Here is an 18,832-nt window from a genome sequence, read left to right as displayed (position 1 = left end):
GCGAGCCGACCGGCGGAGACCGGAGGAGGTCAGGAAGAGGAGGAGGGCTGAGCGGCGGAGGTCAGGAAGAGGAGGAGCGCTGAGCGGCGGAGGTCAGCAGGAGGAGGGCTGAGCGGCCGGTGCCACGAGCGCCCCCTCGATCCGGTGCCGCTCCAGCGCGTCCGCGACGAATCCGCTCGCCTTCATCTCCTCCACGAAGGACGCCAGCACCTCCTGGGCCGCCGTACCGCGGGCGGCCGGGATGCCCATGGCCTGCTGGATCACCATGAAGCGCCCCGGCAGCACCCGTACGCCGGACGCACGCGCGGCCTCGCCCTCCAGCAACTGGCGGATCCCGGCGGCCACTTCCACCTCTCCCTCCCGCAGTGCGGCGAGCGCGGCAGGAGCGCCCTGCAGCCGGATGATCCCGGCGTGCTGGATCGCGCGGGTGAGGAAGAGGTCGTAGGCGCTGCCCGAACCGACCGAGATACGGGTCCCCTCACGGTCCACCTGCCCGTTCTCGGTCAGCGCGGACGATTCGGGCACGAGGTAACTGCCCTCGATCAGCACATAGGGAGCGGTGAACAGCAGTCCCTCGCTCCGCGCCGGGTCGACGGCGAAGAAGCCGATGTCCGCCTTCTCCGCCTTCACCGCGTCCACCGAGGCGGCCGCTCTCTCGAAGACCACGAGCTCGACGGGCACCCCGAGCCGCCGGCCGAACTCGTACGCGAGATCGATCGACACACCGACCGGGTCGCCGCCCGCCGGAGCCCGGTTGGCGAGGATCGGATTGCCGAGGTTGATCGACGCGCGCAGCGTGCCACTGGGCGCGAACGCGGGAACGAGGGCCGGAGCTATCTGCTGCGAGGTCATGCGGGCGAGTCTACGAGCCCGGCGCCCGGCGTCGGCGGGGCTCCGGAACCCCGCCGACCTGGCCCGCGACCGCACTGCACCCCGGGGCTCAGGCGCCCACCGTCCCGTCCACCCCTTCACGCAGCAGGTCCGCGTGCCCGTTGTGACGGCCGTACTCCAGAAGGACATGCACCATGACCATCCGCAGCGAGACCTCCTCGCCCCACCGGGGCTGGTAGCCCGCCAGATCCAGGGAACCGGCCTCCCGCTCGATGCGCCGCGAGGTCTCGACCTCCGCCTCCCAGGCGGTGAACGCCTCCGCCCGGGTCGACGCGCTCGCGTCGTACGCCGCCTGGAAGTCGACCTTCTCCGACCAGACCATCGGGGCTTCGCCGTCCTCGAAGGTCCGGCGGAACCAGGCCCGTTCCACCTCCGCCATGTGCCGGACCAGCGCGAGGAGCGACAGGGCCGACGGCTCCATCGACTTCTCGCGCAGTTGCTCGTCCGTCAGCCCCTCGCACTTCATGGCCAGAGTCGCCCGGTGGTAGTCGAGGAACGCCCGCAGAGTCTCGCGCTCACTCCCGAAGGAAGGGGGCCCCACCCGGTGGTCATCTGTCATGGCTGCGCCCCTCGTTCCGTCCGTCGTGCCGGCGGTCAGTATCCCCGTCGTCCCCGGCCCGGCGCTCAGGCCAGGCGCACCTTCACGGTCTGCGTCGCCCCGCGCGTACCGGAGAGATCGCCGAACACCAGGCGGAGGGAGGCCCCCGTGGCCGCCGAGGTCACGGTCGACGGCTTCGAGACGACGGAGGCGACGGCCCTGTTCCAGGTGAGGGCCAGGCTCGTCCGCATCCGCATGGGGTCGCTGACGCAGAGGGTGGCCGTGCCGTCGGCGTGCTCGGTGACCATGACGGAGCAGGGGGCGTCCGCGTCGAGCGGCCCGACGCTCCCGCCGAACCAGAAGTTGACGGCGGTCAGCCCGAGCGAGGGGACCGACACCCCTTGCTGGTCGTCGGTGTTGGCGAGCACCCGCAGCCAGCCGGTGTCGGCGGCCCGGGCGGCGGTCCGCTGCTCGGAGGCTCCGGGCAGCAGCTGGTAGGCGTACGAGGCGCCCGCCGGGTTCTGGCCGTGATCGGCCCAGAGAGTGAGATAGGCGCGCGTCACCGTGTCCGTGGAGCCACCGGTGTTGATGTCGCGCCACCGCCCGGACCTGTTCTCGCGCAGCGCCTTGAGCGTCGCCCCGCCCGGGAAGACATAGCCGCCGTGCCCGCCCAGGTGGGCCCAGGAGGCGTCGGTGAGGGTCGCCGACCACGGGCGCGTGACGGGCTTCACCGAGCCGTCGACGGTGAAGGGCGCGTTGCCGACCGGCCCCAGGTTGCGGTTGTCGACCGTGGTCTCCACCGCCGCCCCGTCCTGGCAGCGGATACCGGCGCCCAGGCAGACCACGGTGTCGTCCAGGAAGAACCACGACTTCTTCGCGAGCAGCGTGCTGGACAGCCCCTTGAGGTACTGCCCCACGGCTGCCCGCTTCTTGTCCGTGACCCCGCCGACCCAGTTCACATCGGGCAGCGCCGCGCCCCAGTCGCCACCCGCCCCGTCGGCCAGCACCTTGCGCGAGGCCGTGGTGCCGGGGAGCCGGTACGGGTCGACGGTGGGCCAGAACGCGTCGCTGTACTGGCCGTTGGCGAAGGTGTCGCCCCACCAGTAGAGCATTCCCGCCCCGGTGTGCCAGCCGCGCAGGTTCTCGCCGTTGCCGGTCTCGTAGTACGTGATCCGCCGGTCCGCCATGGACAGGGCGGCGGCCCAGCCGGGGCGGCGGTGGGTGGCCCGCGCCATGTCGGGGAAGAGGCGGTGGCCCTCCGGTTCTGGGACCGGGGTGAGCGAGGTGTCGTCCAGTACGGACTTGAGGCGGGCCAGGGCGGTGAGGCCGAGGGAGGGGTTGCTCAGCGGCGGGCTGTAGTAGTCGCGCTGGGCCCAGCCCTTGACGAGCGCCCGCCACCGGGCGTTCTCGGCGGCGGACGCGCCCCGGCCGAGCAAGGCGATGGAGGCCAGGATGGGATGGCCGCGCCGGTGGTCGTCGACCTCGCCGCGGCTGATGGCGCGGCCCGCGACGGAGTCCATGACGAGGCCGTTGTAGAGGAAGGGTGCCCAGGCGTTCTCCACGGCGTCGAACACCACCTGCCGCTTCGGGTCGGTCACCTCCCAGGTGGTGCCCTTGAGCAGCGCGAACAGCAGCCCGAGCCCGCCGAGCATCACCGAGCCGTAGCTGCCGGTGTAGGGCACGGTGGTGTGCTGGATGAACGAGCCGTCGGCGTAGAGGCCGTCGCCCTTGGTGACCAGCGGGAAGACGGGGGAGAGGGCGTCCCGGGCCAGGGCGATCTTGGCGGCGGTCCCGCCGACGACCCCGCGCAGGGCCAGCACCCGGCACAGGTCGACCCGGTTCGCCCCGGTGCTCGTGCCGGTGTACGAGGCGACCGCGGAGTCGGGGACGAAGTGGTCGACGGCGGCGCAGTAGCGCCCGAGCTGTGCCGGGGTCAGGGCGTCGTACATCAGCACGCACACGTCCAGCAGGGCCTGGGGCGCGCCGATCTGCCAGCTGTACCAGTTCCCGTACCGCGTCCGACCGGCCTTGTAGACCTGGCTGTTGAGGTGTTCGAGGCCGGTGACGATCGCGTCGCGCAGTCCGGTGTTCGCGGTCAGTCCGGTGCCCTGCTGCCGGTAGGCCTGGGCCATCGTGTTCAGCCGGATGAAGCTGTCGGCCATCTTCGCGGAGAAGCCGTACGACTCGGGGTCGGTGTCCGGGTCGGGGTCGGCGTACACGGCGTCCGGCCACAGCGATCCGGTGGCCGGAGCCATGGTGTCCAGCCACTGCCGGGCCTGGCTGCCCAGGGTCGCCAGCCGGCTCTTGAAGGGTTCGGCGGTCGGGCTGAACCCCTCGCCGAGGATCAGGGCGCTCCACGTGGCACGCAGAGCGGCGTACGGATCGTCGTCAGCCGCGGTGGCGGTGCGGGGCGCGGCCAGCACGAGGGCGCTGCCGCCCGCGGCGGTGAGCACGGCGGAGGTGGCGAGGAACGTGCGGCGGGACCAGGCAGATGTCATGGGTGAGCTCCGGGTCGGGTGTCTCGTTTCCGGCGGAACCGGTGCGCCGAGCGCTGACCGGGGTCCTGGATCCGACTGTTCTGAGCGGGCAGGCACTTTCTAACAGCCGTCCGGCAACCCGCTCAATAACTTTGGCCGAATTGATCGTGTTGATCGGTTCAGGTGGGGTGTATGTCGCTCCAACGGGCTTATCGGCAACCAGTCCCCTCGGCAGAGGCGGAGCTGCCGGTGGGATCGTTTCGAGCGGATGTGATCGATATGGTTGAGGGGTGCCGGACGGATCCATCACGGGCACCCGACCCGCGCCGCCGGCCCCACAGCCACAGCCGTCTCCGAGACCAGGGGGATCCATGCGACTCCACGTCGACCAGCGCCACGAGCGGGTGCTCCAGCTCGTCCGCGAGCGAGGCAGCCTCCGCGTCGCCGAACTCGCCGAGGAGCTCGGCATGTCCGCGGTCACCCTGCGCAGGGACGTCGAGACGCTCGCGGCCCAGGGGCTGGTGGAGCGGCTGCACGGGGCGGTCGTCTGGCCCTCCGGCGCCTCCCGCCCGGCACCCGCCGCCGTACCCTCCGCCGAGGGGCTTGTGGTGGGCATGGTCGTCCCGACCACCGAGTACTACTACGCGGACGTCGTACGCGGCGCCCGGGAGACGGTCGAGGCCGCCGGTGCGCGCCTGACCATCGGGCTCTCCCGGTACCTCCCCGACGAGGACGCGGCCCAGGCCCGCCGCCTGCTCTCCACCGGCGCCGACGGCCTCCTCCTGACCCCCAGCTGGGAGAGGGGCCACCCGGAGCAGGGCGAGGGGCTGTGGGTGGCCGAACAGGACACCCCGGTGGTCCTGGTGGAGCGCTGGGCCCCGCTCGGCCACCCGGCGGCGGGCCTGGACCGGGTCCGCTCCGACCACGCCCACGGCGCCGCGGAAGCGGTCGCGCACCTGGCCCGCCTCGGCCACCGGTCCATCGCGCTCGCCGTGCAGGAGAGCCCCACCGCCCCCCGCCTCAAGGCCGGTTACGCGGCCGCCGTCGAGGCGCTGGGGCTGAGCCCGGTCGCCGCCTCCCCTCTGGAGGGCGCGCCGTCGCGCTCGGAGACCGATCGTTTCGAGCGGACGCTTGAGTACCTCTGCGAGGGGGTGGCGAGCGGCAACGTCACCGCCGCCGTCGTGCACAGCGACGCGGACGCGATCGTGCTCATCCCGCGCCTCCAGGCCCGGGGCGTGCGGGTGCCGGAGGACCTCGCGGTGATCGCGTACGACGACGAGGTCGCGAGCCTGGCCGACCTGCCGCTCACCGCCGTCGCGCCGGACAAGCACGCGGTCGGTGCGGCGGCCGCGAGGCTTCTGCTCGCCCGGCTGGGTGTGCCCGACGAGGGCCCCGCCGCCCGCCGCCATCTCGACATCCTGCCCGCGTTGCGGGTCCGGGTCTCCTGCGGGGCCGCTGCCGCCGCCGGCGCCTGATCCGACGCGCCCCAGCCGTACCCCGGGTCAACAGGCCCTGTGGGTACGGCTTTTCGCATGCCCGGACGCGCCGCGGAGGCGATCCGCACGCACGCCGTCATATGATCGATTCGATTGAATTGGTCATTTGCTCTTGACGGTGATCGGTTCTGCGCAAAATGATGTGTGGCGTTCGCCTCATCTCCCGCAGTTCGAGGTCCCGTAGGAGCCGGCCCATGCCTTGTACGAACCGCACCACCCGCCTCGCCCTCGCAGCGTCCGCCGCCTCACTGGCCCTGCTCACCACCGCCTGCGGTGGCGGCTCGGGCCCGGACGCGTCGGGCCCCGGCGACGGCGGCAAGCCCGTCACGCTCACCTTCTGGTCGGCCACCGCGGGCGCCAAGGAGACGGCCGAGGCCTTCAACAAGACCCACCCCGACATCAAGGTGAAGTTCTCGCTCGTCCCGGCGGGCCCCGAAGGCGTCACCAAGCTCTCCAACGCCGTCAAGGGCGGCAACGCCCCCGACATCGCCACCATGGACTACTCCGCCCTCCCCGAGTACGCCAGCGAGGGCAACCTGGAGGACCTCACCGCCAGCTCCGGCGAGCTGGTGAAGAAGGAGTTCCCCGAGGCCGTGCAGTCCCTGGTCAACCTCGGCGGCTCCACCTGGGCCGTCCCCTTCGACGTGACGCCCATCCAGCTCTACTACCGCAAGGACCTCTTCCAGAAGTACGGCGTCGAGGTCCCCACCACCTGGGCGGAGTACCGCACGGCCGCGGAGAAGATCCACCGGGGCGACCCGGACCTCACCATCACCAACTTCGGCGGCGGCGACCCGGCCCTGCTCTCCGGTCTCGCCTGGCAAGCGGGCGCCCAGTGGTACGGCACGAAGGACGACGCCTGGAAGGTGAACATCGACGACCCCAAGTCGCAGAAGGTCGCCGCCTACTGGGACGGCCTCCTCAAGGACGGCCTCGCCTCCAGGACTCCGCTCTGGGGCGAGGGCGAGACCAAGGAGCGCGCCACCGGCAAGGTCGCCACCATCATCGGCGCCGCCTGGAGCGCGGGCAGCTTCCCCGTCAGCTACCCCGACAGCAAGGGCAAGTGGGGCATAGCCCCGCTGCCGACCTGGGACGGCACACCGAGCACCGGCATGTACGGCGGCACCTCCTACATCGTCCCCAAGGGCAGCAAGCACACCGGAGCGGCCGCCGAGTTCATCAAGTGGGTCACCACCGACCCCCAGGCCATGACCGCCCGCCTCTCCTCCCTCAAGACCCCCAGCAGCGCCCTGCCCGCCAACGAGGGAATGCGGGCCGCGGCCGCCAAGGAGTTCGACAACTCCTACTTCGGCGACCAGGACGTCTACAAGCTCTCCGGTGAGGCGGCAGGCACCATCGTGCCCGGCTGGACCTGGGGCCCGGTCCAGCAGCAGGTCACCTCGGCGCAGATGGCCGCGGGCGGCGACCACACCAAGATGCTGAGCGCCGGACAGACGAAGGGCGAGAGCGCGGTCACGGACCGCGGCCTGAAGCTCGCCCAGTAGCCCGGCCCCCGACCGGCGGGGCGCGCAACGGGGCCGCAAGGCCCCCACCGCCCCGCCCCGGGCTCCCCTTCTCCCCTCCCGCCCATCCTGCCGAAGGAGCACCAGGTGGCAGCCCCACTCACCCGGCCGGCCAAGACCCCACCACCCCGGGCCGCATCGCCCTCGGACGGCCCCGCCGCACCGAAGAGCCCCAGCGGCCCGGGCGCGCGGCGCGGACAGCGCCGGGCCGTGACCCTGTTCATGGTGCCGTTCTTCGCCCTCTTCACCGCCGTCACCGTCCTGCCGATGTTCTACGCGGCCTGGATGAGCCTCTTCCGCGAGGAGTCCTCCGGCCTCGGCTTCGGCGGCACCGAACGCGTCTTCGCCGGATTCGGCAACTTCACCGAGGCCCTCACCAACGAGGCGTTCCTCCGCTCGTTCGGGCACATCGCGTTCTACTGCGTGCTCTACATCCCCGCCATGGTCGGCGGCGCGCTCGTCCTCGCCCTGCTCGTCGACTCGGCCATGGCCCGGGCCCGCCGCTTCTTCCAGATCGCGTACTTCCTGCCGCACGCGGTGCCGGGCCTGATCGCCTCGCTCATCTGGCTCTACCTGTACACACCGGGCCTCAGCCCGATCACCGACGTACTCGACGCGCTCGGCGCGAACTGGAACTTCTTCGGCCACGACGAGGCGATCTACTCGGTCGTCAACATCTCCGCCTGGCAGTGGACCGGCTACAACATGATCATCTTCTACGCGGGGCTCCAGGCGGTCCCGCGCGAGGTCCTGGAAGCTGCGACCGTCGACGGATCGGGTGCCCTGCGCACGGCTCTCCAGGTCAAGGTCCCCATGATCCGGCCGACCGTCGTCCTGACCCTCCTCTTCACCTGCGTCGGCGCCATCCAGCTCTTCGACGCCCCCAAGCTCGTCCAGCTCCGCGCCAACACCATGGGCGAGGACTGGTCGCCGACCATGTTCATCTACACCGCGGCCTTCAAGGGCCACGACTACGGCCTGGCCGCCGCGAGCTCCCTGCTGCTCGCCCTCGTCGCCGGCCTGCTGTCCTTCGTCGTCACCAAGCTCGGCAACCGGTGGAAGGCCTCATGAGCACCCAGACAGCCACCCCCGACGCACCGCCCGCCCCCGAGACCCGCACCAAGGCCGGACGCCGACCGTCACCGCGCCCGCGCCCCCGGCGTACCCAGGGGCTCACCTCGAAGGTCGCGGTCAACGCCGTACTCGCCGTCGTCGCCGTCTACACCCTCATGCCACTGACCTGGCTGCTCATCGCCGCCACCAAGAACTACCGCGACCTGTTCGCCACCAACCCGTTCAGCCTGGGCGACTTCCACCTCCTGTCCAACCTGGACGCCCTGTTCGCCTACAACGACGGGCTGTACGGCCGCTGGCTGTTCAACAGCCTCCTGTACACCCTGGTCGCGGCCGTCCTCTCCACCCTGGTCTCCGTCGCCTGCGGCTACGCCTTCGACAAGTACGCCTTCCGGGGCAAGGAGAAGCTGTTCGGCGTCGTCCTCGTCGGCGTCCTGATCCCCTCCACCGTCGTCCAGCTCCCGCTGTACCTGATGGCCTCGGAGCTCGGCCTCGTCGACACCTACTGGGCTGTGCTGATCCCCAGCCTCGTCAACCCGTTCGGCGTCTACCTGGCCCGCGTCTTCTCCGAGGGGTACGTACCGGGCGAGGTCCTGGAGGCGGCCCGGGTCGACGGGGCGGGGGAGCTCAAGACCTTCACCAAGGTGGCCCTGCCGATGCTGGCCCCCGGCTTCGTGACCATCTTCCTGTTCTCGTTCACCGCCAACTGGAACAATTTCTACGGCGCGCTGATGATGCTGAACGACGAGCGGCTCTACCCCGTCAACCTGGGTCTGTTCATGTGGAACCAGAACGTCTACCAGCAGCCCGAGCTGTACCCCCTGGTCATCATCGGCTCCCTGGTGGCCGTCGTCCCGCTGATCATCGCCTTCCTCTGCCTGCAGCGCTTCTGGCGCTCGGGCCTCACCGCAGGAGCCGTCAAGTGAGCCGCCCCGCCACGTCGTCCAGCCGGCCCCGCACCCGACCCCGTACCGTTCTGGCGATGAGCGGGGAGACCCGCGACGCGATCCTCCTCCCGACGGCCCTGGAGCGCCTCGCCCGGGTCGCGGACGTACAACCCGCCCTGCTCGTCACCGACTTCGGCGCCGACGACCCCGCCCAGCGCGCCGCACTGCGGGACACCGAGGCCCTCTTCACGGGCTGGGGCTGCCCGCCCCTGGACGCGGCCGCCCTGACCGCCATGCCCCGGCTGCGGGCCGTCGTGCACGCGGCGGGCTCCGTCAAGCACCACATCACCCAGGAGGTCTGGGACCGGGGCATCACCGTCTCCACGGCCGCCACGGCCAATGCCCTTCCGGTCGCCGAGTACACGGTCGCGGCGATCCTCTTCACCAACAAGCACGTCCTGGGGAGCGCCCGCGTCTACCGGGAGTCACGGACCCGGGTCAACCTGCTCGCGGAGTTCCCGGGCATCGGCAACTACCGCCGCACGGTCGGCCTCGTCGGCGCCTCCCGCATCGGCCGCCGCGTCGCCGAACTGCTGCGCCCCTTCGACCTGCGCGTCCTCGTGCACGACCCGTACCTGGACGAGAAGAGCGCACAGGCCCTCGGCGCGGAGCTGACCCCACTGGACGCGCTCGTCGCGCAGAGTGACGTGGTCTCCATCCACGCCCCCGAACTCCCGCAGACCCGGCACCTGTTCGATGCGGGACGCCTTGCGCTCATGCGGGACGGCGCGACGCTCGTCAACACGGCACGCGGTTCGTTGGTCGACACCGACGCGCTGGTCAAGGAGCTGGTCAGCGGCCGCCTCAACGCCGTACTCGACCACACCGAGCCGGAAGTGCTGCCCGCCGACTCGCCGTTGTACGACCTGCCGAACGTCCTGCTCACCCCGCACATCGCCGGCTCCCAGGGCGGCGAGCTCCACCGGCTGGCCGACGCCGCGGTCGACGAGCTCGAACGGTACGCCCACGGGCTGCCGTTCGCCCACGCCGTGGACCCCCGTACCCTCCACCAGCAGGCCTGACCCCGCACCCCTGCCACCACTCCAGCACCGCCCCGGGAGACCACCATGCCCCGCGCCCGCCGCGTGCTCGTCGTCGGCATCGACGGAGTACGCCTCGACACGCTCGCCCGTGTCCCCACCCCGCACCTCGATACGGTCGCCGACGCCGGATTCCTGGCCCCCGTGACGGTCGCGGATTCCACCCCCACGATGTCCGGCCCGTGCTGGGCGACGATCGTCACCGGCGTGCGCGTCACCAAGCACGCCGTGTGGTCCAACGACTTCAGCGGCCACCGCCTCGGCGTCTTCCCGGACTTCACCACCCGGCTGGCCCGCCAGGACGGCCGCCGCACCTATGCCGCGGCGGCTTGGGAACCCCTGGTCACCGTGGCCGACGGCGGACCGATGTTCCGCCGCCCCACCCGCCTCACCCACCACGCACCGGCCGCCGACACCCCGCAGGCCTGGGAGGACGCCGACGAGGCGACCGTCCGCGACGCCGTCACCGTCCTGACCCACGAGGACCCCGAGGCCTCCTTCGTCTACCTCGGCGCCCCCGACGAGACAGCCCACCACCTCGGCTGCGGCTCCACGTACGAGCAGTCCATCGCCTCGGCCGACCGCCGCCTGGGCAGCCTCCTCACCGCCCTGCGCACCCGTCCGTCGTACGAGGAGGAGGCCTGGACCGTCCTCGTCGTCACGGACCACGGGCACCGGGACGAGGGCGGCCACGGAGGGAACAGCGAGACCGAACGCACGGCGTGGCTGGCCTGTGCGGGCCCGGACATCACGGCGGGCGCCCGGCCGCTGCGCCCGGTCCGGCACGAGGACGTCGCGGCCCAGGTGTACGCCGCGCTCGACCGGACCCCCGACTCGCACTGGACCCTCGACGGCACCGCCGTACCGACCCTGCCGCGGGCCGTCCTGCTCGACATGGACGGCACCCTGGTGGACACCGAACCCCTGTGGCTCGACGCGGCCCGTGAGGTCGCCGCCGCCCACGGCCACACCCTCACCGACGAGGAGGGCGCCGGAGTCCTCGGCCGCACCTGCGCCGACACGGCCGTCCACCTCGCAGCCTTGTGCCCCCGGGCCGTCGACGACCGGATCCTGGAATCCGCCCTGGAGGACACGTTCCTCGCGGCGGTCGAGGCGGGCATCGAGCTACGCCCCGGCGCCCGCGACCTGCTCGACCTGCTGGCGGACGGGAACATACCCGCGGCCCTGGTGTCGGCCTCCCCGCGCCGGGTCGTGGACGCGGTGCTGAAGACGCTGGGCGCCGAGGCGTTCCGTACGACGGTGGCGGACGGCGAGACGGACCGCTCCAAGCCCCACCCGGACCCCTACCTCGAAGCCGCAGCACGCCTCCGACTCCCGCCCGGAGCATGCCTGGTGGTCGAGGACAGCCCCACCGGCACCGCGGCGGCCGAGGAGGCCGGCTGCCGGGTGGTGGCCGTCCCCTCCGCGACACCGATCCCGGCGGCGCCGGGCCGCCGGGTCCTGGAGAGCCTCACATCGCTCGTCGCGCAATGGCGGACACCCGCGCAGGGGTGACAGCACGGGGAGGGGGCACGACGCCCCCTCCCCGTGCCCTACGCCGCCTTCACGGCGGGCGCGGGCAGAACCCCTATCAGGCGGGTCACCGTCCGGGCCATCGCGTCCCGGCCCTGCGCGAGGTAGGCACGGGGATCGACGCCCCGCTCGTCCCGCGCCAGGTGCTCCCGTACCGCGCCGGTCATCGCGATGTTCAGCGCGGTGCCGATGTTGACCTTGGCGATCCCCCCGGCCACGGCCCGGGCCAGCTCCTCGTCCGAGGCGCCGGACGAACCGTGCAGCACCAGGGGCACCGGCACGGCCTTACGGAGCCGGGCCAGGAGGTCGTGGTCGATCCGGGCGTCCCGCGAGGTCATGGCGTGCGCGGTGCCGACGGCCACGGCCAGCGCGTCGACCCCGGTGGCGGCGACGAAGGCGAGGGCCTCCTCCGGGTCCGTACGGGCACCGGGCGCATGGGCGTCCAGCGGCGTCTGACCGTTCTTGCCGCCGACCTGGCCGAGCTCGGCCTCCAGCCAGAGACCGTTCTCGTGCGCCCATACGACGGCGGCGCGGGTGGCCGCCACGTTCTCCGCGTACGGCAGCCGGGCGGCGTCGAACATCGCCGAGCCGAAGCCGCACTCCGCCGCCTGGTGCAGGAGCTCGGGGGAGTGGACGTGGTCGAGATGGAGGGCGACCGGAACGGTGGCCGCCCGGGCCGTCTCGTGTGCGGCGCGGGCCAGGGGCCGCAGCCGGCCGCCGTGGTACTTGACCGCGTTCTCGCTGATCTGGAGGATCACCGGCGCCCGCGCGGCCTCCGCTCCCTCCACGATCGCTTCCGCGTGCTCCAGGGTGATGACGTTGAACGCGGCGACCGCACCGCGCCGGGCTGCGGCTTCGGCGATCAGCTCGCCGGTGGCGGCGATGGGCATGGCAACTCCGGGATGAGGGACTGTCGGGCGGTGGTGAGGAGCCGTCAGGCCGTGCTGAGGATGACCGAGCGCGTCAGGTGGCGCGGCCGGTCCGGGTCGAGGCCGCGGGCGTCCGCGATCGCCAGGGCGAGACGCTGCACCCGGACGAGCTCCGCCAGCGGGTCGAGCCCTCCGGCCACCCAGCGGGCCCCGGTCGCGTGGACCTCGTCGGACAGCCCCGAGGGAGCGTCACCGAGCATCCAGGTGGCGGTGGAGCGCGTCGAGATGCTGATCGGGCCGTGCCGGTACTCCATCGCCGGATACGCCTCCGTCCAGGCCAGCGCCGCCTCCCGCATCTTCAGCGCCGCCTCGTTGGCGAGCCCCACGCTCCAGCCCTGCCCGAGGAAGGTGAACTGGCCGCACTCGACCAGACCGGCCGGCAACGGCTCGGCGAGAGCCACCTGCGCGTCCTCGACGACCGCGTCGGTGTGCAGGCCCAGGTGCGCGCGGAGCAGGGTCAGCGCCGAGGTCGCGAACCGCGTCTGCACCACGGACTTCTCGTCGGCGAAGTCCAGGACCACCGTGTCGTCGGCCAGCGCCGCCATGGGGGTGTCGGGGTCCCCGATGACCACGGTCCGCCGCGTGGTGCCACGGGCCTGGGCGAGCAGGCCGAGCACCTCGGTCGTGGTGCCGGAGCGGCTCAGCGCCACGATCCGGTCGTAGCGGCGCCCGGCGGGGAACTCCGAAGCGGCGAAGGCGTCGGTCTCGCCCTGGCCACTGCCCTCGCGGAGGGCCGCGTAGGCCTGGGCCATGAAGTAGGAGGTGCCGCAGCCGACGACGGCGATGCGCTCACCGGCCGCCGGAAGCTGTTCCGCGAGCCCGTCCGCCATCCCCGCTGCCCGCTGCCAGCAGTCGGGCTGACTGGCCAGCTCCCGTGCCACATGCGTCATCTGATCTCCCCTGCTCCGCGCGTGATGCTCGAAGCTGCATATTAGGCCCGAGTTTCGAGCATTATCAAGCAGCAGGAGTGTGGTTGGTCGCTGCAGGGAGACGGAAACGCCCCCCGGTGCGGTACCGGGGGGCGTGACGGACGGAAGGAAGGCGGCTGTGGTCAGCGCAGCGCCGGGGGCAGCTCCTCGCGGTGGACGATGCCCAGCCGCTGGGTGGCACGGGTCAGCGCCACATAGAGGTCGCTCGTCCCGTACCGGGCGGGCTCCACGACCAGCACATGGTCGAACTCCAGCCCCTTGGCCTGCCGCGGGTCGAGCAGCACCACCGACCGCGTGAGGTCGGGCTCGGCCCCCGCCGTGACCCCGTCCAGCGGCGCGGCGATCTCCTCGTGCAGCTCACGCGGCGCGATCACCGCGAGACGCCCCTCCTCGGGCGTCAGCTCCACGACGGCCTTCGCCACCGCGCCCGCCAGGTCCGCACCCGCGTCCCGCACCCACGGCTCCTCACCGGTGGACCGCACCGAACCGGGCGCCACGAAGGAAGGATTCCGCTCCCGTACGACGCGGGCGGCCAGCTCCATGATCTCGGCGGGCGTACGGTAGTTGACCCCGAGCGTCACATGCTCGAAGCGGTCACCGACGTACGGGTCGAGGATCTTCTCCCACGAACCCACGCCGGCCTCCTCCGACGTCTGGGCCGGATCGCCGACCAGGGTCAGCGAACGCGTCGGTGAGCGGCGCATCAGCAGCCGCCACGCCATGGGCGACAGCTCCTGCGCCTCGTCGACGATGATGTGCCCGAACGCCCAGGTGCGGTCGGCGGCGGCCCGCTCGGCCGCGCTGCGGTGGTCGGTCTCCTCGTGCCGCTCCGCCATCCGCTCGGCGTCGATGATGTCGTGGGCGGCGAGGATCTCGGACTCCTCGTCCTCGAACTCGAACGTCTCCGAACCCCGCGACAGCTCCAACAGCCCCTGCGCGTAAGAGATCCGCTCCTGCCGCTCGGCCTCCGCCGCGGCCCGCGCTGCACTGTCGTCGGCCCCGAGCAGCTCGGCCGCCTCGTCCAGCAGGGGCACGTCGGCAGGGGTCCACTCCCCGCCCCCGGGAGCCCGCCGCAGGGCCTCGGCGTCCTCGTCCGCCAGATACACCGGTTCGGCCAGATATCCGGCGAGGAAATCCTGCGGGGTGAGCTCGGGCCACAGCGTCTCGATGGCGTCGTGCACCTCCCCGCTCATCGCGACGGCCTTGCCGAGCTGCGCGATGTCGTCCGGCCCGAGGAAGTTGGGCCCGCCGTACGGGTCGGCGCCGATGCGCTCGGTGAGCTGCGCGGTCAGCGCGTCGATGATCCGGAAGGCGAAGTGCGGGCGGGCCAGGTTGTGCGGCAGCAGGGTGTCCCGGGCCGCCTGCCGGGCCTCGTAAGCGATCTCCCAGTCCAGGACGAGATCCCCGTCGTCGTGCGGGATGACCAACGGGGCTCCGGGCTCGGGAAGTTGCTGCCGGTCGCGTACGGCGAGGGCGAGCGCCTCGGCCATCGGCGCACCGCCCTTGACCGCGGCGGCGCGGGGCGTGTCGGTGCCGGTGGCGTGGACGCCGGGGAAGAGCTCGGCCTGCGTGGCGAGCAGGACGCCGGTCTCGCCCAGAGCGGGCAGCACCTCCGCGATGTACCGCAGGAAGGCCGGGTTGGGGCCCACGATCAGCACGGCACGCTTGGCCAGCAGCTCCCGGTGCTCGTACAGCAGGAAGGCGGCCCGGTGCAGCGCGACGGCCGTCTTGCCGGTGCCGGGACCGCCCTCGACGACGAGGACACCGCGGTGCGGGGCGCGGATGATGCGGTCCTGCTCCGCCTGGATGGTCCGCACGATGTCACCCATCCGGCCGGTCCGGGCGGAATTCAGCGCGGCCAGCAGCACGGCGTCGCCGTTGCGGTCCTCGAAACCGGTGCGGTCGTCGTCCCCGAGGTCCAGGATCTCGTCATGGAGCTCGGTGACCGTACGCCCCTGGGACGTGATGTGCCGACGCCGCCGGAGCCCCATCGGCACATGCCCGGTGGCGAGATAGAAGGGCCGGGCGACCGGCGCGCGCCAGTCGATCAGAAGAGGCGTGTGCTCGGTGTCGTCCGCACGGATCCCGATGCGGCCGATATGGTGCGCGGCGCCGTCGGAGAGATCGATGCGCCCGAAACAGAGCGAGCCGTCCACCGCGTTCAGCGCGGCGAGCAGACCCGACCGCTCCGCGACGAGCACATCGCGTTCGAGCCTGGCCTGCAGCCCGTTCCCGACCGGCGTCAGCGCCTCCTCGACATGCTGGGCCGTGACCCCGCGCAGCTCGTCGACCCGCGCGTGGACACGGTCGATGAATTCCTGCTCTTCCCGCAATTCGACGGCTTCCCGGTTTGACAAAACGGCTCCCTGCCGGATATGGTTCTTCTTATAAGGCCTCCGCGTGGGGCCTTTCTTCATGAACACAGAAGAATCAAATATACGGCGGATAATCCCTGGTACGCAATTGCGGACCGGGGATTTCTTGTCTCACGGGGCCGCAGGAGGCCGCACGGTGCCGGAGGGACGGGGTGCACCCGTCCAGGTGTATTGCCTCTGGCATGTGCGTGTCCGCCCTGCCGACGCGGCCCTCCCGCGTAATGGTTAGGGCTCCGCACCATCCGTTACGCAGTTGCTGAGAAGGAGCACCCATGCTTCGTCGTATCGCCATCACTCTTGCGACCGTCGCCGCGGCAGGCCTCGTGGCGGCCACCCCCGCCGTCGCCGACGGCGGCTGGGAGGGCGGCAAGGCCGGCGCCGGCTACCAGGCGATCGAAGGGCACCGCGGCCACGCCGAGTACACCAACCTCGGCGGCCCGTACGGGATCACCTACGCCGAGGAGAGCCGCCAGCACTTCGGCGCCGAGCGCGGCTACCTCTACGCCGAGTACCTCCAGGGCCACTGATCCTCCAGTCGTGAACAGGGCCCGTCCCCTCGGGGGCGGGCCCTGTCCGTGCTGTCCGGCCCGGTCCCGGTGGCTCAGGACCCGCCGAGGTCCGAACTCAGCCAGCGCTGGGGCCGCATATGGATGACCACCTGCTCGCCGTGCTCCTTCCAGGCGAAGTCCACATAGGCGTCGACCTTCTCCGCGGGCAGATAGCGGGACGACACCTCGACCAGCTGCTCACGGGTGGCGGGGCGCGTCGCGACGACCGGGCCCTCGACGGACACATAGCGCACGGTCGGCTCGACCCGGTCGACCATCAGGGAGAACCGCCCTGCCGCGGCGATCAGCCGCCCCTTGCGGGAGTCACGCCCCGTCATGATCCAGATGTCGCCACCGGGTTCGTACTGGTACCAGATCGGCACGGTGAGTGGGGCGCGCCCCTCCTCCGCCGAGTCCACGGCCAGCGCGGCGATATGCGGTTCGGCCAGGAACTGTTCACGCTCGTCACGGGTCAGAGCCACGGGTACTCCTCCATCGACCGGTTGTCCTGCGCCCAGGATGCCGCAGAGCGCGCCGCGTGGCCCGGTCACGCCTCCGGCGCCGCGAGCCGGACGTCCCGGGTTCCGGCAGGCTCAGACGTCCTGGCTCCTGCGGAGCTCCTCCACCGCGACCCTGGCGACCGCGCCGATCACGGCGTCCGCACGCGGGAGCTTCTTGTCGGCACGGGCGGCCTGGGTGAAGACCACGGCCGTGTACGCGCTGCCGTCCGCGAGCTCCACCACCCCCGCTTCGTGGCGCATGGAGCCGAACGTGCCCGTCTTTCCGTACACGGTCACGTCGTCGTACGGGAATCCGGAGGCGAGACGGTGGGCCCACGCCTGGGTGCCCATCGCCGCCCGCATGAAGGAGCAGCTTGCGGGGGACGCCGCCTCGTCCGTCCAGATCGCCCGCAGCAGCCGGGCGATGTCGGCCGGTGTGGAGGAGGCCTTGTACGCGGGGTCGTACACGTCCGGGGGGACGACGGTGTCGTTGTCCGCGACCCGGTCCATGGCGGCGTCCAGCGATCCGGCGCCCGTATCGGCGACCAGCCGGTCGAACGTGCCGACGACCCCGCCGTGGATCCGGGTGTGCGGCAGACCGAGGTCGGCGCACACCCGGTCGACGGCCTCGGGGCCGACCGCACGCAGAACGGCATGGGCCGCGGTGTTGTCGGAGACGCTCATCATCTGCACCACCAGGTCACGCAGCGACATGGTGACCGGGTCACGGAGGATCGAGAGACCGGTGGGCCCGGGAACCCGGTCGGCCGCTTCCAGCGTGAGCCGGTGGGACGGGTCGATCCTCCCGGCATCGGCCAGCCGGCAGAAGGCGGTCATGAGCGGCACCTTGTAGACGGAACCCATCGGCACCTGCTCGTCCGGGTCGAGCACCACGTGGGCGGACGGGCGGTCCAGTTCCGCCACGTGCAGCCAGCCCCGGACGCCCGCGTCGTCGAAGAGGGAGCGGATGGTCCGGTCCACCCCGCCACCGTGCCGGGAGCCGTTCACCTCGCCGCCTCACGGGCCAGGACGTCCTCCAGCAACCGTGCCGTCCCGGCCGGATCCCCGGAACCCGGACGCCGGGGGTTCCAGACCACCCGCAGCCGCAGGGGGAGCGGCGGGTCGGTCGCCCGCCGCCGCTCGACCCGCGAGGCCGTCAGCCCCTCGTCCGCGGTGACCAGTACGGCCTGGCCCGCCGCCACCAACGCCAGCCCGGCCCGCTCGTCGGCGACCACCACCGTCTCCACACGGCGGCCCCGGCTCGCCAGCGTGTCGACGAACAGGTCATGGGCGGCGGGCGCCTCACCCCGGGGGCGCACGGCCACCGGCAGTCGCCGCGGCGCGCTACCAACGTCGTCCGCCGGGCGGGCGGGGGCGAGGATCCAGGTCGGCAGGAGGATCACCTGCCCGGCGGCGAGGCCGTGCAGCACCGAGGGGTGGCGGACCACGGCGAGGTCGAGGCGGCCCGACGCGACATCGGAGAGCAGGGCCGCGGTGGGAGCCGTCACCGTGCTGATGCGGGTCCGGTCACCCGCCCGGACCGGGGCCGCCGCCACATCGGCCGCGAGGGGCGCCGGCACCTCGGGGGCCAGCCCCAGCCGCAGACGGCGACCGTCGGCGTGCTCGCGGGCACCGGTCTCCCGCAGCTCCGCCAGGGCGGCCAGCGCCCTGCGGGCGTGCGGGAGCAGCAGGGCACCTTCCTCGGTGAGGAACACCCCCCGCTCCCGCTCGAACAGGCGGACACCGAGGAGCGCCTCCAGTCGGCGCAGCCCCTGGGAGAGAGGCGGCTGGGTGATCCCCACCCGTTGGGCGGCGGCGCCGAAATGCTCCTCCTCCGCCAACGCGATGAAGATTTCCAGGTGCCGTTCCGTCAGCACTCCATCTCCCTGGCATGCGGTGATACGGCCGGTGAATCACTCCGATGCCGAGATCGTATTCGACTTGCGGGCCGACGGCAGGTTTGACTCCGCAGAGGCCGACGACGCGGCCGCACCCCGCGTCGGAGCCGGGCCGCGACCGGGCCCGTGCGCTC

At 72.1% G+C, this 18,832-nt stretch carries 16 protein-coding genes; 7 read left to right on the top strand and 9 right to left on the bottom strand.

Going from position 1 to position 18,832, the window contains the following annotated elements:
* Window positions 1-93: 93 nt before the first annotated feature.
* The 3 genes from IE264_RS32795 to IE264_RS32785 all read right to left on the bottom strand — a co-directional run bounded on the left by IE264_RS32795 (window position 94) and on the right by IE264_RS32785 (window position 3,927).
* Complete coding sequence (locus IE264_RS32795) at window positions 94-852, bottom strand: transporter substrate-binding domain-containing protein (RefSeq protein WP_015606389.1); 759 nt, start codon at window positions 850-852, stop codon at window positions 94-96.
* 88 nt (window positions 853-940) lie between these two features.
* Window positions 941-1,450 carry a DinB family protein gene (locus IE264_RS32790; protein WP_032759571.1) on the bottom strand — a complete coding sequence of 170 codons (510 nt, stop codon included), beginning with the start codon at window positions 1,448-1,450 and terminating at the stop codon, window positions 941-943.
* Window positions 1,451-1,515: 65 nt separating this feature from the next.
* Entirely contained in the window at window positions 1,516-3,927 is a 2,412-nt protein-coding gene (locus IE264_RS32785; RefSeq protein ID WP_032759570.1) for a polysaccharide lyase 8 family protein, read from the bottom strand.
* Window positions 3,928-4,277: 350 nt separating this feature from the next.
* Here IE264_RS32785 and IE264_RS32780 point away from each other — a divergent pair, with 350 nt between their 5' ends.
* The 6 genes from IE264_RS32780 to IE264_RS32755 all read left to right on the top strand — a co-directional run bounded on the left by IE264_RS32780 (window position 4,278) and on the right by IE264_RS32755 (window position 11,501).
* Window positions 4,278-5,381 (top strand): substrate-binding domain-containing protein, encoded by a 1,104-nt coding sequence (locus IE264_RS32780; RefSeq protein ID WP_032759569.1) that lies wholly within the window; start codon window positions 4,278-4,280, stop codon window positions 5,379-5,381.
* A gap of 215 nt (window positions 5,382-5,596) precedes the next feature.
* Window positions 5,597-6,907, top strand: coding sequence for an ABC transporter substrate-binding protein (locus IE264_RS32775; RefSeq protein WP_032759568.1), 1,311 nt, complete (start codon window positions 5,597-5,599; stop codon window positions 6,905-6,907).
* A 105-nt stretch (window positions 6,908-7,012) separates the two neighbouring features.
* Window positions 7,013-7,996 carry a carbohydrate ABC transporter permease gene (locus IE264_RS32770; protein WP_190167748.1) on the top strand — a complete coding sequence of 328 codons (984 nt, stop codon included), beginning with the start codon at window positions 7,013-7,015 and terminating at the stop codon, window positions 7,994-7,996.
* Window positions 7,993-8,925, top strand: a complete 933-nt coding sequence (locus IE264_RS32765) for a carbohydrate ABC transporter permease (protein WP_032759567.1) — start codon at window positions 7,993-7,995, stop codon at window positions 8,923-8,925. Before IE264_RS32770 ends, IE264_RS32765 begins: the two co-directional genes overlap by 4 nt.
* A gap of 56 nt (window positions 8,926-8,981) precedes the next feature.
* Window positions 8,982-9,968, top strand: a complete 987-nt coding sequence (locus IE264_RS32760) for a hydroxyacid dehydrogenase (RefSeq protein WP_051821996.1) — start codon at window positions 8,982-8,984, stop codon at window positions 9,966-9,968.
* A 45-nt stretch (window positions 9,969-10,013) separates the two neighbouring features.
* Entirely contained in the window at window positions 10,014-11,501 is a 1,488-nt protein-coding gene (locus IE264_RS32755; RefSeq protein ID WP_032759565.1) for an HAD-IA family hydrolase, read from the top strand.
* A 38-nt stretch (window positions 11,502-11,539) separates the two neighbouring features.
* On the opposite strand, the gene IE264_RS32750 is transcribed toward IE264_RS32755, so the two are convergent.
* From IE264_RS32750 to IE264_RS32740, 3 genes are all read right to left on the bottom strand, one after another.
* Window positions 11,540-12,409 (bottom strand): class II fructose-bisphosphate aldolase, encoded by an 870-nt coding sequence (locus IE264_RS32750; RefSeq protein WP_032759564.1) that lies wholly within the window; start codon window positions 12,407-12,409, stop codon window positions 11,540-11,542.
* Between the two features lie 44 nt (window positions 12,410-12,453).
* Entirely contained in the window at window positions 12,454-13,338 is an 885-nt protein-coding gene (locus IE264_RS32745) for an SIS domain-containing protein (protein ID WP_015606379.1), read from the bottom strand.
* Window positions 13,339-13,499: 161 nt separating this feature from the next.
* Window positions 13,500-15,710: a HelD family protein gene (locus IE264_RS32740; protein WP_032759563.1), complete on the bottom strand. Its 2,211-nt coding sequence runs from the start codon at window positions 15,708-15,710 to the stop codon at window positions 13,500-13,502.
* Window positions 15,711-16,024: 314 nt separating this feature from the next.
* Between IE264_RS32740 and IE264_RS32735 the strand changes: the two genes are divergently transcribed.
* Window positions 16,025-16,279, top strand: coding sequence for a hypothetical protein (locus IE264_RS32735; RefSeq protein ID WP_031125350.1), 255 nt, complete (start codon window positions 16,025-16,027; stop codon window positions 16,277-16,279).
* Window positions 16,280-16,353: 74 nt separating this feature from the next.
* Here IE264_RS32735 and IE264_RS32730 read toward each other — a convergent pair whose 3' ends face one another.
* The 3 genes from IE264_RS32730 to IE264_RS32720 form a co-directional block, all read right to left on the bottom strand.
* Window positions 16,354-16,782 carry a pyridoxamine 5'-phosphate oxidase family protein gene (locus IE264_RS32730; protein WP_032759562.1) on the bottom strand — a complete coding sequence of 143 codons (429 nt, stop codon included), beginning with the start codon at window positions 16,780-16,782 and terminating at the stop codon, window positions 16,354-16,356.
* A gap of 111 nt (window positions 16,783-16,893) precedes the next feature.
* Window positions 16,894-17,781 carry a serine hydrolase gene (locus IE264_RS32725; protein WP_229887876.1) on the bottom strand — a complete coding sequence of 296 codons (888 nt, stop codon included), beginning with the start codon at window positions 17,779-17,781 and terminating at the stop codon, window positions 16,894-16,896.
* 23 nt (window positions 17,782-17,804) lie between these two features.
* Entirely contained in the window at window positions 17,805-18,677 is an 873-nt protein-coding gene (locus IE264_RS32720) for a LysR family transcriptional regulator (protein ID WP_015606374.1), read from the bottom strand.
* Between the last annotated feature and the right edge of the window lie 155 nt (window positions 18,678-18,832).

It is taken from the genome of Streptomyces microflavus (genome assembly GCF_014650075.1).
Taxonomy (GTDB): domain Bacteria; phylum Actinomycetota; class Actinomycetes; order Streptomycetales; family Streptomycetaceae; genus Streptomyces; species Streptomyces microflavus.
The sequence above is the reverse complement of the archived record's forward strand: the minus strand, read 5'-3'. Positions and strand labels throughout refer to the sequence as shown.